Origin of the sequence: Streptomyces sp. NPDC005774 (assembly GCF_042871645.1) — a bacterium.
GTDB lineage: Bacteria > Actinomycetota > Actinomycetes > Streptomycetales > Streptomycetaceae > Streptomyces > Streptomyces pratens.
In genome coordinates, this window is sequence record NZ_JBIAIV010000007.1 from 88,123 (window position 1) to 102,892 (window position 14,770).

The following is a 14,770-nucleotide window of genomic DNA, read 5'->3' on the forward strand; positions in this document are numbered from 1 at the left end:
TATGTCTTCAAGTTCTGAAGTCAAAAGAGGGGGTGAGTCGTGAAATAGTCACAGATTTCCCAGGATGCATGCACAGGCATGATGAGCTTGAGTTCACAATGTGAAGCCAGAGGGTCCGGAGAGGGCCGGGTGACCCCTCAGGTCGTCCGGCTGAGGCGCTGGCTGATGACCTTGGACACACCGTCGCCCTGCATGGAGACGCCGTAGAGCGCGTCGGCGACCTCCATGGTGCGCTTCTGGTGCGTGATCACGATCAGCTGCGAGGCCTCCTGCAGCTCCTGCATGATCCGGATGAGCCGCTGGAGGTTGGTGTCGTCGAGAGCGGCCTCGACCTCGTCCATGACGTAGAACGGGCTCGGCCGCGCCTTGAAGATCGACACCAGCAGCGCCACGGCGGTCAGTGACCGCTCGCCGCCCGAGAGCAGCGACAGCCGCTTGACCTTCTTGCCCGGCGGACGCGCCTCGACGTCCACGCCCGTGGTGAGCATGTTGTCGGGGTCGGTCAGCACCAGCCGCCCCTCGCCGCCGGGGAACAGCCGGGAGAAGACTCCCTCGAATTCCCTGGCCGTGTCCCAGTAGGCCTCGCTGAAGACCTGCTCGACGCGCTCGTCGACCTCCTTGACGACCTGGAGCAGATCCGCGCGGGTCTTCTTCAGGTCCTCCAACTGCTCGCCGAGGAACTGGTGGCGTTCCTCCAGCGCGGCGAACTCCTCCAGGGCGAGCGGGTTCACCTTGCCGAGCTGCTGGTACGCGCGCTCGACGGTCTTCAGGCGCTTCTCCTGCTCGGCCCGCACGAAGGGACGGGGCCTGTTGCGCGGGTGCGACCCCGCGGCGGAGCCGCTGTCGGCCTCAGTCTCCGGCAGTTGCTCGCCCTCGGCGGGGGGCGAGGGCGGCACCAGCTGGTGCGGGCCGTACTCCGCCACCAGTCCCCCCGGTTCGACACCCAGTTCCTCCAGCGCCCTGGTCTCCAGCTGCTCCATCCGCAGCCGCTTCTCGGCGCCGAGTACCTCGCCCCGGTGAACTGAATCCGTCAACTTGTCGAGTTCTGCCTTGAGATCGCGTCCCGCGGTCCGCGCGCGGGCGAGTTCCTGCTCGCGGTGGGCCTTGGCGGCCTCGGCGGCGGCGCGCTCCTCGTCGGCACGCGCGAGGGACACCTCGATGTGCGCGAGCAGGTGCCGGGCACCGGCGGCGACGGCCTCGGCGACGGCCGCCTCGTGCCGCAGCCGGGCCCGCCGCTGCTCGGCACGTGCGCGTGCCTCGCGTTCCGTGCGGGCGGCCCGGTCCAGGGAGTCGGCCCGTCCGGCGAGCCCTTTGACGCGCTCCTCGTGCGTCCGCACCTGGAGGCGGGCCTCCATCTCGGTCTGCCGGGCGTTGGCCCCGTCGGCGGCGAGCCGGTCGCGCACGGAGGTGTCGGGCTCCTCGTCGAACGGCATCTCCTCGGCGACGGCGAGCCGTTCGGCGAGTTCCTCCACATCGCCGAGCGCCTGGTCGAGGGCCTCCTGCGACCGGGCCGCGGCGGCGGCGGACCGCTCGGCCTCCCCGGCGGCCCCGCGGGCCTGCCCGGCGAGCCGGCCGAGCTGCTGGGCGACGGAGGACTTCTCCCGGTCGGCCGCCCGGCGCCGCTCCCCCAGTTCCTCGACGAGGGCGGCGCACCGGCCGCGCTCCTCGGTCGCCGTGTGCTGGGCCCGGGTCAGCTCCTCGCACCGCACGGCAAGCACCTCCAGCTCGGCGGCGGCCCCGTCCACGGAGGCCTGCACCTCCAGCAGGCTCGGGGCGCCCGCCGAGCCGCCGTGCGCGAAGTGCGTGCCCAGCAGGTCGCCTTCGGCGGTCACGGCGGTCAGCTCGGGCCGCACGTACAGCAGCTCCTCGGCATCCTCCAGGGTGCCGACGACCACGATCCCGCGCAGCAGCCGGCGTACGGCGGGCAGCAGCTCGGCGGGCCCGCGCACCAGATCGGCGGCGTGCTGCGGGCCGTCGGGTACGTCGGTGAACGGCTCGGGCGCCCCCTGCGGCTCGTGCGCCCCGTACGAACCGTCGGCTCGCCGCTCGTGCGGGCCGTCGTGCGCCCCGGCATGCGACGGGTCCGGGGCGGTGGCGAGGAGCAGGGCGGCGCGGCCCGCGTCCTGTGTGCGCAGCAGGCGGATCGCCTCGGCGGCCGCCGCGGGGCCGCTCACGGCGAGGGCGTCGGCGGCGGCCCCGAAGGCGGCGGCGAGGGCGGTCTCGTGGCCGGGAGTGACGGTGAGCAGTTCGGCGGCGGGGCCGAGCAGTCCGGTGAGCCGGCCCCGGGCCGCGAGCAGCGCGCCGGTGCCGTCCTTGCGGCGCAGGCCCAGGGCGAGGGCCTCGTGACGGGCCCGGGTCGCCGCGCGCTCGCGTTCGGCGACGGTGGCCGCCTCGCGTGCGGCGGTGAGGGCGGACTCGGCCTGGGCTAGCCGTTGCTTGGCCCCGTCGTACTGTCCGGCGAGTTCCACGTCGCCGGCGTCGAGGCCGTCGACCTCGGCCCGCAGGGCCTCGTACTCCTCCTGGGCGGCGGCGGCCCGTTCCCGGGCCTCGTCGCGGGAGGCCGCCAGGCGCTCGATCTCGGCCTGGGCCGCCGTGGCGCGCGAGCGTGCGGCGCCGACCTTGCCGGTGAGGCGGGCGAGTTCCTCCCGCCGGTCGGCGATGGCACGCGCGGCGTCCTTCAGGCGCCGTTCTTCCTGGGCGAGTTCGCGTTCCAGCTCGGCACGGTGGGCGACCGTGTCCTCCAGGGCGTGTTCGGCGGCTTCGAGGGCGGCCTCCAGCTCTGCCTCCTGTTCGCGGACGCGGGCGGCCTCACGTTCCAGGTCCTCGGGGTCGCGTCCGCGGCGTTCCTCGGGGGGTGCGGAGGTGGCGCTCCTCACGCGCGCGTCGGCGAGCGAGACGGTGCCGCGGACCCGTTCGGCGAGCTGGGACAGCTCGTACCAGGTCTGCTGGGCGTTCTGCAGGCGCGGGGCGAGGCGGCGGACCTCGCTCTCGAGGACGGCCTCGCGCTGGAGGGCCTTGCGCAGTTCCCGCTCGGCGGTGTCCTTGCGCTCCTTGAGGGCGGTCTCGTCGGCGATCTCCGCCGTGAGGGCCTCGCGCAGACGTACGAGGTCGTCGGCGAGCAGGCGCAGACGGACGTCACGCAGGTCGGCCTGGATGACGGCGGCCCTCCGGGCGACCGCCGCCTGGCGGCCGAGGGGCTTCAGCTGCCGCCGCAGCTCGTCCGTGAGGTCCTGCACGCGCGCGAGGTTGGCCTGCATCGCGTCCAGCTTGCGCAGCGCCTTCTCCTTGCGCTTGCGGTGCTTGAGGACGCCCGCGGCCTCCTCGATGAAGGCGCGGCGGCCCATCGGGTCGGCGTGCAGGACGGAGTCCAGCTGCCCCTGGCCGACGATGACGTGCATTTCACGGCCGATGCCGGAGTCGGAGAGCAGTTCCTGGATGTCGAGGAGGCGGCAGGTGTCGCCGTTGATCTGGTACTCGCTGCCGCCGTTGCGGAACATGATCCGCGTGATGGTGACCTCGGCGTACTCGATGGGCAGGGCCCCGTCGGCGTTGTCGACGGTCAGGGACACCTCGGCCCGGCCGAGCGGCGGGCGGCCCGTGGTGCCGGCGAAGATGACGTCCTCCATCTTGCCGCCGCGCAGCGACTTGGCGCCCTGCTCGCCCATGACCCAGCTGAGCGCGTCCACGACATTGGACTTGCCCGAGCCGTTCGGACCGACGACGCACGTGATTCCCGGTTCGAACCGGAGCGTGGTCGCCGAGGCGAACGACTTGAAGCCACGGAGGGTCAGGGCCTTGAGGTGCACGCCGCCGGACTTTACCCGCCCGGGATGTCCCACTCCATGAACCGGCGGTTTCACGGGTGAACGCGCAGGGCACACCACACGTTAAAGACGGTGAAAGGATGCGCGGGGCAAGGAACTTGGGGATCCGGCGCGGCGCGGGGGTGCGGAGACAGAAAAGAAGGGACGCCGGGGCGTCCCTTGCACTTCTGACAACGTGGCGGTGGTGATGGGCGGACCGGCCACTGCTGCGCCGTGGTGGGGCAGTGCAGTGATCAGGTCAGCGCAGGCTCCGCCTGGTGTGCGTCAACGCTCTCCATGATCCTGTCGTGAGAAGCGGCAGCCGCAAGCTCGTCGTTCTCCGCCTGGATCCGTACGAGTTCGGATTCCAGGTCCTGGACGCGCTGCTGGAGCCGTCGCATCTCGGCGAGGAGTCGCGGGTCGGAGCCGCCGACGTAACCGAGAAGCGCCTTTGCCATGATGGATGGTCCTCCACAATGCGTGACCGACCTGTGCGGTGTGGGTCGTGAGGGATGAGCACCCGCGATGCTTGGCAGACCTGGAGTTGTACTGCCGTTCAGCCATGCCAAACAGCTAAGGTGCGCGGGGACTTTCAGCGTCTCACCAAAAAGTTTGACGGTCAACACGATCACACGCCGTATCGGCCGATGACGCGGCGCACACGGCCGCCGGGCGGCTGCGCCGCGGTTCCCGCGGCCGTTCTCGGCGCGCCGGCCGTCGGCACGGGGGAGCCTCCCACGACCTCTCGGGCCTTGGCAGTCACCAGGACTTTTCCGCGCCGAAGACCCCTCCGCGGCGGCCGTCCGTCACCCCCGGAGGCCCTCCGGGGCGGTGGGCTCAGCGGATGGCGAAGCCGTCATATCCGCCCCGGGGTGTGTCCCAGATCTCGGTGACGCCGTCCACGCGTCCGGGCGTGTCGCCGTCCTCGAGCCAGTCGAGCAGTCCGTCGCACCGCTCGCGGGAGCCCTCCGCGACCACCTGGACGCGTCCGTCCGCCAAATTGAGAGCAAAGCCACTCAGGCCGCCGATCTCCAGCGCCTTGGCCCGCGTGAACCAGCGAAAACCAACACCTTGGACGCGTCCCCTCACCCAGGCAACCAGCCGCACATCCTCGCTCATGACTGCAACCTAACCGGACAATGTCACTCGGGGCACTCCCTCCCCTGGAGGCATGCGGTACCGTCCCGATCGAATGAATCTCATATGAAACTCACTCGATGGTGTGAGTTTCGTGTTGAACGCGAGGACGAGTCGACCGACGCAAGGACGAGGAAGGCCAGGACATGGGACGCCACCGACGCTCCGCCGCCGGCCGCGCCGCCACGGGCCGCGCCGCCACGGAAGTCACTCAGCACGACGACCTGCACGACGGAAGCCACCGCCCCCTGGGGGCTCACGCCGAAAACGCTCCGACGATGGGTATCGCCCCCTATCTGAACCCGGAGGCGTACGCCGAGACGTCCGCGCGGAGCGCGGCCTACCTCTTCGCGGCGGAGAACGCTCCCGGGGAAGGCTACGCGGGGCGCTTCACCCAGGGCGGCTCCTCCGGAGGCGCCGTGAGTGAGAACGGCCACCAGGGCGGCGGCTTCGCCTCGGACCCGGGCCATTCCAGGACCGCTGACACGGCCGCCGCCGACACGGTCGTGTTCGCGAGTGACGGCCTCCGGCACGGGGGCATCCCGCAGCAGGGCAGCTCTCCGGACAACGGCTTCACACCCGGCGAGAGCGACCGGCACGCGGGCGGGCGCCGCCGGAAGAAGAAGGCCGCGACCCCGGTCCGCACCGGCCTGCTCGGAGTGTCCGCCGCGATGGCCCTCGGCACGGTCGCGGTGGCCACGGGCGTGGTTCCCGGTCTCGAGAACTACAAGTTGGGCGGCGACCGCGCCCCCGGCGACAGCGTCGAGGCCGCGGGCACCCCGACCAACGTGCCCGGCGAGCTGGGCGGCACCTCGGGCAGCCTCGAGAGCCCGAGCCGCGACGCCGGCAACCCCGCGAGCCGCGACTCCGATCGCGCGGCCTCCCCCAAGCCCTCGCCGTCGGAGTCGGAGTCGACCGACGAGAAGGCGACGAAGACGCCGGAGGAGAAGGCGCCCGCGGAGGCCGAGACGGCGGAGGAGAAGCCGTCGACGACACCGGGCGAGGAGGTGTCGGAGAAGACGACGGCTCCGGAGCGCAAGACTGCCCCGCAACCGGAGAAGAAGGCGCCCAGCAGCCCGGTGACCGTGTCCGAGGAGGCCACCGCCGGAGCCCAGGTGCTCCAGCTGGTCAACCAGGAACGGGCCAAGGTGGGCTGCAGCCCGGTGGCCGCGAACAGCTCGCTGACCGATCTGGCCACGGCGTTCAGCAAGGACATGGCCGGCCGCGGCTTCTTCGACCACACCGACCCCGACGGCGACACCCCGTGGGACCGGGCGTCGACGGCCGGGATATCCGACCTGGGCGGGGAGAACATCGCCCGCGGCCAGGCCACCGCCGCGACTGTGATGGAAGCCTGGATGAACAGCCCCGGTCACAAGGCGAACATCCTGAACTGCGACTTCAAGACCCTGGGTGTGGGCGTGCACTTCGGCTCCGGCGGCCCGTGGTGGACCCAGAACTTCGGCTACTAGAGGTTTCCGTACCGCAGGTTCGCAGCAGTACGCGCACGAAATGGACGGCGGCCCGGGTCATCCCGGGCCGCCGTCCGCGCCTCCTCGCACGCCTCCCGCCCGCCTTCCCGGCGCTGTCGTACGGTGAGTGCAATCCATTGGTAAGCGCTGGGCCGAAGTACGCTGAAGGCATGACAAGCACGCGGCCGCACCCGGAGGACTCGGTGGAGCAGCAGCTTCCCTACAACGCGTTCGCCCGGGTGTGCCCGTCGCGCGGCACACTGGAGCACGTGACGGGACGCTGGGGCGCGCTGACGCTCGGGGCGCTGTCCGGGGGTTCGCTGCGCTTCAACGAGCTGCGCCGCCGGGTCGACGGCGTGAGCGAGAAAATGCTCTCCCAGACTCTGCACGCGCTGGAGCGCGACGGTCTGGTGCACCGCGAGGCGCAGCCGACCAATCCGCCCCGGGTGGACTACGAACTCACCCCGCTGGGCCACGAGGTCGCGCGGCACGTGCTGTCCCTCATCCGTTTCCTGGAGAACAGCATGGACGACGTGCTCCAGGCCCGCGAGAGCTACGACGAGGCGCGCGGAGCCCTCTGACACCTCGGGCAGAAGTAGCTGGACCGGTTCATCCAGGGCTGCCGGCGCACCGGCGTACCGCAGCGGCGGCAGGGCAGGCCCTCCCGGCCGTAGGCGTCCAGGGACCGGTCGAAGTAGCCCGATTCGCCGTTGACGTTGACGTACAGGCTGTCGAAGCTGGTGCCGCCCACCGCGAGGGCGGCGTTCATCACGTCCCGGACGTGGTCCAGGAGAAGCTGGGAGCGTGGGCGGGTGAAGGTCTCCGTGGGGCGCTCGTAGTGGATGCGGGCCCGCCACAGCGCCTCGTCCGCGTAGATGTTGCCCACTCCGCTGATCAGCGACTGGTCGAGCAGGGCCCGCTTGATCGTGGTGCGCTTGCGGCGCAGCGCCCGGTGGAAGACCTCGTCGTCGAAGAGCGGGTCGAGGGGGTCGCGGGCGATGTGCGCGATGACGTCGGGCAGCCCGTCGGGGGTGTTGTCGTGCAGCGAGAGCCCGCCGAAGGTGCGCTGGTCGACGAAGCGGAGCTCGGTGCCGCCCGCCGCGGCAGCGGCTGATGTCCGCGTGTCGGTGAAGCGGACCCTCACGCGCAGGTGCTTCTCGTCCGCCGCGGTGTGCGGCTGGACCAGCAACTGGCCGCTCATCCCGAGGTGGGCCAGGACCGACTGGTCCGAGTCCTCCAGTGGCAGCCACAGGTACTTGCCGCGGCGGCCGGGGACGCCGACGCGGTGCCCCTTCAGACGGTGCGCGAAGTCGTCGGCACCGGCGAGGTGGCGGCGGACCGCGCGCGGGTGCAGCACCTCGACCGCGGCGACGGTCCGGTGGGCGACCCACCGCTCCAGTCCGCGTCGTACGACCTCGACCTCGGGCAGCTCGGGCATGGTTCCCCCTCCGAGGACCTCTCTTGACGACCACGGCCCGAGCGCCCGTCCCCTGCCGGGGCGGGCGCTCGGGTCGCGCTCTGCGTGTGTCGCGAACACCCCGAAGACCGCGGGTGCCGCGTGATCCGCATGATGGTGTACGGATCGTCAGGCGGAGGCCGACGACGTACCGGCAGCAGGCTCGGCGCTCGCGTCGGCGACCGGGCCGGCCGCTTCGGTCGAGGCAGCCTCTTCGGCCGTCGAGGAAGCCACTTCGGCCGAGGAAGCCGCTTCGGTTCGTTCGTCCGCAGCGGCCCGGATGGACCGCCAGGCTGACTCGGCGGCCTGCTGTTCCGCCTCCTTCTTGCTGCGGCCGGTGCCGGTGCCGTACGAGACGCCTCCGACGCGGGCGGCAGCAGTGAAGGTCTTCTCGTGGTCGGGGCCGGTCTCCGTGACCAGGTACTCGGGTACGCCGAGTCCTTCGGTCGCGGTGAGTTCCTGGAGACTGGTCTTCCAGTCCAGGCCGGCACCGAGGTTGGAGGACTTCTCGATCAGCGGGTCGAACAGACGGTGCACCAGCTCCGCCGCCGAGTCGAGTCCCTGGTCGAGATAGACCGCGCCGATCACCGCTTCGAGGGTGTCGGCGAGAATGGATGCCTTGTCCCGGCCACCTGTGCCCTCTTCACCACGGCCGAGCCGGATGAAGGAACCGAGGTCGAGCCCGCGGCCCACCTCCGCCAGCGCACGCGAGTTGACCACCGCGGCCCGCAACTTGGCCAACTGGCCTTCGGGCAGATCGGGGTGGGTGCGGTACAGCGTGTCCGTGACGACGAGGCCGAGCACGGAGTCCCCGAGGAACTCCAGCCGCTCGTTCGTCGGCAGACCGCCGTTCTCGTACGCGTAGGAACGGTGGGTCAGCGCGCGCACCAGAAGGGCGGACTCGAGCTGATAGCCGAGCCGCCCTTCCAGAAGCGTGTGGGACGAGGCCTGGTGGTCCGCCGATCCGCTCCCGCTCACGCGGGGCGACTGCTTCTTGGGCGTGGACACAGTGCCTCTCACCAGCCGCTCAGACCTCGAGGACCTGGCGCTTGTTGTAAGTGCCGCAAGACGGGCACGCGATGTGCTGCTGCTTGGGCTCGTGGCAGCGCTCGCACGCAACCAGGGTGGGGACCGCAGCCTTCCACTGCGACCGGCGGTGGCGCGTGTTGCTGCGCGACATCTTCCGCTTCGGAACAGCCACGGCTACTTCTCCTGCTTCTCGTCGACGCCCGGTTCGGCGCCGCTCATGTCGTCCTTCTCGCCGTCTTCGGGTGAACCGGCGAGTCCCTGCAGTGCCGCCCAACGGATGTCGACGGCGTCGTGGTGGTGGTCCGGGTCGTCCGCGAGCCGGGCTCCGCACTCGGAGCACAGGCCGGGGCAGTCGTCCTGGCACACCGGCTGCATCGGCAGTGCGAGCACCACCGCATCACGCAGCACGGGCTCGAGGTCGAACATGCCGTCCTCGAGAGGGAGCCTGTCCTCGTCGTCCTCGGCGTCGTCGCCCGGTTCCGCCTTCGAGCGGCCCCGGTCGTCGGCGTCAGGGTACGAGAACATCTCCTGGTATTCCGCGACGAGCTCCTGCTCGAGCGGCTCCAGACACCTTACGCACTCCCCCTCGGCCGTCGCACGGGCGGTGCCTGTGACAAGCACACCCTCCATGACCGACTCGAGCCGGAGTCCGAGCTCCACCGGGGCGCCTTCCGGCACTCCGATGACTCCCTGGATCCCGAGGTCCCTGGGCGCTTCGATCGAGCGGGTCAGGCGCTGCAGCGCGCCCGGCCTCCGTCCCAGCTCGTGCGTGTCGAACACGAGGGGATTGCGGTGGTCGAGGCGGGCGTTCAGAACCATTCCTGCTTTCGATCTTCGAGCTCGGAGAAACACTGTCCAGTGATGTTCCCGGGCAGCGTGGATCGCGGACGTCTACGGATTCGGAGCAGCGCACACACGACCGATGAGCCAGGATACTGGACCTTCGGCTCTCGTCCCAATCCGGGCCGGTGACAGGCTGGGGGGCCGGGCGCCGCCCGGGCCGTGGCCGAACGGTCAGCCGTTGCCGCGGCCCTGTTCGTAGGCACGCAGCTGTTCGGCGCTGATCATGCCGGTGTCGAAGAGGCTGGTTTCGTCGAGGGCCGCCGGGTTCTGCTGCTGCGGGGCGTAGTCCTGCCGGCCCTGCCCGGGGTCGTAGGCCGGCTGCTGCGGCGTCTCGTAACCCTGGTAGGCGGCGTACGGGTCGGCCTGCTGAGCGGGGGCCTGCTGCGGGTAGCCGTAGGCGTCCTGTCCGCCGCCGTACTGCTGCTGCTGCTGCTGGTAGCCGCCGTACGGATCGGGCTGCTGGTTCTGCTGCGCGTAGCCGTACATCTGTTCCTGCTGGGCGTAATCCTGCTGGGCGGCCTGCGGCGCCTGCCGGGGCTGCTCGGGCGCGGCCTGCTGGGGCCGGGCGGGCCGGGCCGGGGCGTCCGACATGGCCGCGAGGTCGGCGAGGTAGTCGGCGTCGCTGGAGTGCTGAACCGTCGTCATGTCCTCGGCGAGGGCGCCGAGGTCGTCGCTGGCGATCCGGCCGTGCAGGGTCTGGCGGCCCCGGCCGACCGCGTCCAGGGTCTTGGCGAGGACCGCCTCGAAGGCACCGAGCTTGATGTCGACGTACTCGTCGGCGGTGCGGCGCAGGGTCTCCGGGTCGTGGCTGCGCTCGGGGGCGTCGTCCTCTTCAGGGTCCACGTAGCCCTGGTGGTCGGGACCGGGTCCGGTGCCGAGCAGCTTCTCGCGGCCGCGGCCGACGGAACCGATGGTCTTGGTGAGGACGACCTCGAAGTTGGCGAGCTTGGAGTCGACGTAGTCGTCGGCCTCGGCGCGGACCTCCTCGGCCTCCTTGCGGGCCTCGCCGAGAATCCGGTCGGCCTCGGACTGGGAGCGGCGGGCGACCTCGGTGCCGGAGATCAGGGAGCCGCGCTCGGCGTGTGCGCCCTCGATGATCCGCTCGGCCTCCTGACGCGCCTGCTCGACCATCTGCTCGCGGCCGCCGATCAGTTCCTGCGCCTGGGCGAGGGAGTCGGGCAGCGCCGCGCGCACCTCTTCGAGCATCGAGAGCAGGTCGGCGCGGTTGACCACGCACGAGGCCGACATGGGCATCGAGCGGGCCCCGGAGACCAGGTCGACGATCTCGTCCAGCTTCTTCTGCACGTCCACCGTGTGCTCGCCACTCTCTACAGCTGTGTTGGAGACGGACGCAACGACTGTAAGGCCCTGGGGCGGGTGGGGAACACCTGCCGTCGGATCGCCCGGGGGCCGTCGGTCCCCGGCCCGTGGGCTGTCCGGCTCCGCCGGGCGCTCAGTGCGTGCGCGAGCGGCGCGGCGGAGCGTGCGCGGGTGGCTCTCAGTCCTTGCGCAGGCGCTCGGAGAGGACGGAGAAGACCTCCGGGGGCACCAGGTGCGAGACGTCGCCGCCCCAGGTCGCGACCTCCTTGACCAGGGAGGACGACAGGAAGCTGTAGGTCGGGTTGGTGGGGATGAAGAGGGTTTCCACGCCCGAGAGGCCGTTGTTCATCTGGGCCATCTGCAGCTCGTAGTCGAAGTCGCTGACCGCGCGCAGGCCCTTGACGATCGCGGGGATGTCACGCTCCTTGCAGAAGTCGACGAGCAGGCCGTGGAAGGCCTCGACCCGGACGTTCCCGTACTCGGCGGTGACCCGGCCGATCAGGTCGATCCGTTCCTCGACCTCGAAGAGGCCCTTCTTGGACTGGTTGATCATCACCGCGACGTAGACCTCGTCGTAGAGACTCGAGGCTCGGGCGATGATGTCGAGATGTCCATTGGTGATCGGGTCGAACGACCCGGGGCAGACGGCGCGGCGCACTGGTGATCCCTCGCTCTCCGGTCCGGTCATCGTGCGTCTTCGCACGTAGAGGCGGCGCGACCGTACCAAAACGTTCCCTCTCCGTAGCGACGGGCCCGGAGCGCTTCGAAGCCGGGCGGCCACGCGAATTCCCCGCCTCTGGTGCTGCGCTCCACGGTGACGAGGGCTTCGTCGGTGAGCCAGCCCCCGGTACGGAGTGTGAGCAGGATCTCGCGGAGATCGTCGTCGGAGACGGCGTACGGGGGGTCGAGGAAGACGATGCCGTACGGTTCGGCCGGCGGGGGCGTACGGATGATCTGTTCCGCTTTGCCCGGTCTGATCTCGGCGCCGGGCAGCCCCAGTGCCCTGACGTTGTCCCGGACCGTGCGGACGGCTCTGGCATCGGCCTCGACCAAAAGGCTGTGTCCGGCTCCCCGGGACAGGGCCTCCAGGCCGACGGCGCCGGAACCGGCGTACAGGTCGAGGACGCGCTCGCCGTCCAGCGGGCCGCCGAGGAGGGCCTGCCAGGTGGAGAACAGGCCTTCGCGCGCGCGGTCGGAGGTGGGACGGGTGCCGTCGCCCGGCGGTACGTCCAGGCGGCGTCCGCCTGCCCGGCCGGCGATCACGCGGGTCATGTCCTCGTCCTTGTCCTTGTCGGTGTGCCGCCCGGTTCCCGGAGGCCGGCCGTCCCAGTCTGTCAGCCCTTCTCCAGGTACTGCTCCCTCTCGTCGTCCAGCAGAGCCGCCAGCGCGGTGCGCAGTCCCGGCAGGCGCTCCAGTTCGGGGTCGGCGGCGACGACCGCGGTGGCCTCCTCCCGGGCCTGGGCGATGATCTCCTCGTCGTCGATGACGGCGAGCATGCGCAGGCTGGAGCGGGTGCCGGACTGGGCCTGGCCCAGGACGTCGCCCTCGCGGCGCTGTTCGAGGTCGAGGCGGGAGAGTTCGAAGCCGTCGAGGGTGTCGGCGACCGCGCCGAGCCGCTGCCGGGCCGGGCTCGCCCCGGGCATCTCGGTGACGAGCAGGCACAGGCCGGGGGCCGAGCCGCGGCCGACCCGGCCGCGCAGCTGATGGAGCTGTGAGACGCCGAAGCGGTCCGCGTCCATGATCACCATGGCGGTGGCGTTGGGGACGTTGACACCGACCTCGATGACGGTGGTGGCGACCAGGACATCGGTCTCACCGGCGGCGAAGCGGCACATGACGGCGTCCTTGTCGTCCGGCTGCATCCTGCCGTGCAGGACCTCCACGCGGAGGCCGCTCAGAGGCCCCTCGGCCAGGTGTGCGGCGACGTCGAGGACGGCGAGCGGCGGACGTTTCTCGGCGTCGTCCGCGGAGGATGCGGGCTTCGCCTTCCCGGCCTTCTTCGGGTCGTCCTCCTCGTCACCGATGCGCGGACAGACCACGTACGCCTGGTGGCCGTTCTCGACCTCCTCGCGGACCCGCTCCCAGGCGCGGGCCAGGAAGTGGGGCTTGTCGGCGGCGGGGACGACATGGCTGGCGATGGGCGAGCGGCCGGCCGGGAGCTGGTCGAGGACGGAGGTCTCCAGGTCGCCGAAGACGGTCATCGCGACCGTGCGCGGAATGGGGGTGGCGGTCATGACGAGCAGGTGCGGGGGCTGTTTGCCCTTGCCGCGCAGGGCGTCGCGCTGTTCGACGCCGAACCGGTGCTGCTCGTCGACGACGACCAGGCCCAGGTCGTGGAACTGCACCTTGTCCTCGATCAGCGCGTGGGTGCCGATCACGAGGCCGGCCTCACCGGTGACCAGGTCGAGCAGGGCGTGGCGGCGGGCCGCCGTGCCCATCGAGCCGGTGAGCAGAACCACCTTCGTGGCGTTCTCCGCCCCGCCCAGCATGCCGCCCTCGGCCAGCTCGCCCATCATCTCGGTGACCGACCGGTGGTGCTGCTGGGCGAGCACCTCGGTGGGCGCCAGCATGGCCGCCTGTCCCCCGGCGTCGACGACGGCGAGCATGGCGCGCAGGGCGACCAAGGTCTTTCCACTGCCGACCTCGCCCTGGAGCAGCCGGTGCATCGGATGTTCGGTGGCGAGGTCGTCGAAGATCTCCTTGGAGACCTTTCGCTGGCCGTCGGTGAGCGTGAAGGGGAGCCGGTCGTCGAAGGCGGCCAGCAGGCCGTCGGGCTGCGGTCTGCGGGCGACGGCGGGGAGCAGGGTGTCGGTGTGGCGGCGGCGGGCGAGGGCGACCTGGAGGACGAAGGCCTCGTCCCATTTCAGGCGGGCGCGGGCGTCCTCGACGTCCGCCCCGGTGTGCGGGCGGTGGATCTTCAGCAGGGCCTCGGGGAGCGGGAGCAGGCCGCGTCCCTCGCGCAGCGGGCCGGGGAGGGGGTCCACGGCGTCCCGGGCGTGGGGCAGCACGGTCTGGAGCGCCTTGCCGATCTTCCAGGACTCCAGTTTGGCGGTGGCCGGGTAGAGCGGGATGAGGGCGCCGGCCCAGGTCTCGACGCTCTCCTCCGGATCGCCTCGCAGCAACTCGTACGCGGGGTGGGCGAGCTGGAGGCGGCGGTTGAAGACGGAGACCTTGCCGGCGAACATCGCGCGGGTGCCCGGCAGGAGTTCCTTGTGCGGCTTGTGGACTCCGCTGCCGAAGAAGACGAGTTGGAGCCGGCCGCTGCCGTCCGTGATGGTGACCTCCAGGCGCTGGCCCTTGCCGCGCGGGGCCTTGGTGGAGGCGAAGGTGTGCAGGCGGGCGTCGGCGACCTGGGCGACCACGGTGACGTGCTCGTCCATGGGGAGGTCGGCGAGGTGGGTGAGCTGGCCGCGCTCCTCGTATCTGCGGGGGTAGTGGTGGAGGAGGTCGCCGACCGTGTGCAGGCCGAGGTACTCGGCCATCACCTTCGCGGTGGGAGGGCCGAGCACCGACTTCAGCGGCTGTTGCAGTGGGTCCTGGGACGGTTCTTGCAGTGCGGGCACGGGATCCATTGCACACCACGGGGCTGACAATGCGGGAACAGCGGTGCCGTGACGCCCTCGACCCGATCGGGAATTCCCTGGTCAGAGGAGTGTCCTGGGCTCTAGGATGACGCGCCAACGCTCCGGCCATCCCCGCGGTCACCGCCT

The 14,770-nt window shown here is 71.1% G+C and carries 13 protein-coding genes; 2 read left to right on the forward strand and 11 right to left on the reverse strand.

Translation table 11 applies throughout. The annotated features are described in order from the left end of the window. Positions 1–137: 137 nt before the first annotated feature. The 3 genes from smc to ACFYQA_RS09210 form a co-directional block, all read right to left on the reverse strand. A complete protein-coding gene (smc, locus tag ACFYQA_RS09200; RefSeq protein WP_388913811.1) occupies positions 138–3,806 on the reverse strand; it encodes a chromosome segregation protein SMC in 3,669 nt (1,222 codons plus the stop codon). 251 nt (positions 3,807–4,057) lie between these two features. After that, positions 4,058–4,261, reverse strand: coding sequence for a hypothetical protein (locus ACFYQA_RS09205; protein WP_004924871.1), 204 nt, complete (start codon positions 4,259–4,261; stop codon positions 4,058–4,060). Between the two features lie 379 nt (positions 4,262–4,640). Further along, entirely contained in the window at positions 4,641–4,922 is a 282-nt protein-coding gene (locus ACFYQA_RS09210) for an acylphosphatase (RefSeq protein ID WP_388913814.1), read from the reverse strand. A gap of 164 nt (positions 4,923–5,086) precedes the next feature. On the opposite strand from ACFYQA_RS09210, the gene ACFYQA_RS09215 reads away from it, so the two are divergent. Further along, the gene (locus ACFYQA_RS09215) at positions 5,087–6,412 is read left to right on the forward strand and encodes a CAP domain-containing protein (protein ID WP_388913817.1); all 1,326 of its coding nucleotides are present in this window, start codon (positions 5,087–5,089) and stop codon (positions 6,410–6,412) included. A gap of 170 nt (positions 6,413–6,582) precedes the next feature. Further along, positions 6,583–6,993 (forward strand): winged helix-turn-helix transcriptional regulator, encoded by a 411-nt coding sequence (locus ACFYQA_RS09220; RefSeq protein ID WP_386406996.1) that lies wholly within the window; start codon positions 6,583–6,585, stop codon positions 6,991–6,993. Here the strand turns inward: ACFYQA_RS09220 and mutM are convergent. The 8 genes from mutM to recG form a co-directional block, all read right to left on the reverse strand. Beyond that, positions 6,966–7,850 carry a bifunctional DNA-formamidopyrimidine glycosylase/DNA-(apurinic or apyrimidinic site) lyase gene (mutM, locus tag ACFYQA_RS09225; RefSeq protein ID WP_388913820.1) on the reverse strand — a complete coding sequence of 295 codons (885 nt, stop codon included), beginning with the start codon at positions 7,848–7,850 and terminating at the stop codon, positions 6,966–6,968. The genes ACFYQA_RS09220 and mutM overlap by 28 nt on opposite strands. 147 nt (positions 7,851–7,997) lie before the next feature. Continuing rightward, positions 7,998–8,888: a ribonuclease III gene (gene rnc / locus ACFYQA_RS09230; protein WP_388913823.1), complete on the reverse strand. Its 891-nt coding sequence runs from the start codon at positions 8,886–8,888 to the stop codon at positions 7,998–8,000. A 7-nt stretch (positions 8,889–8,895) separates the two neighbouring features. Continuing rightward, complete coding sequence (rpmF, locus tag ACFYQA_RS09235) at positions 8,896–9,069, reverse strand: 50S ribosomal protein L32 (protein WP_003951102.1); 174 nt, start codon at positions 9,067–9,069, stop codon at positions 8,896–8,898. Positions 9,070–9,071: 2 nt separating this feature from the next. Beyond that, complete coding sequence (locus ACFYQA_RS09240) at positions 9,072–9,716, reverse strand: YceD family protein (RefSeq protein WP_386406987.1); 645 nt, start codon at positions 9,714–9,716, stop codon at positions 9,072–9,074. A 195-nt stretch (positions 9,717–9,911) separates the two neighbouring features. Next, on the reverse strand, positions 9,912–11,051 hold the full coding sequence (locus tag ACFYQA_RS09245) for a cell division initiation protein (RefSeq protein ID WP_388913826.1): 1,140 nt from the start codon (positions 11,049–11,051) through the stop codon (positions 9,912–9,914). A 187-nt stretch (positions 11,052–11,238) separates the two neighbouring features. Continuing rightward, complete coding sequence (gene coaD / locus ACFYQA_RS09250; RefSeq protein WP_386407172.1) at positions 11,239–11,718, reverse strand: pantetheine-phosphate adenylyltransferase; 480 nt, start codon at positions 11,716–11,718, stop codon at positions 11,239–11,241. Between the two features lie 26 nt (positions 11,719–11,744). Beyond that, positions 11,745–12,332, reverse strand: coding sequence for a 16S rRNA (guanine(966)-N(2))-methyltransferase RsmD (gene rsmD / locus ACFYQA_RS09255; RefSeq protein WP_386406981.1), 588 nt, complete (start codon positions 12,330–12,332; stop codon positions 11,745–11,747). A gap of 62 nt (positions 12,333–12,394) precedes the next feature. Then, positions 12,395–14,632, reverse strand: coding sequence for an ATP-dependent DNA helicase RecG (gene recG, locus ACFYQA_RS09260; protein ID WP_388913829.1), 2,238 nt, complete (start codon positions 14,630–14,632; stop codon positions 12,395–12,397). Positions 14,633–14,770 lie beyond the last annotated feature (138 nt).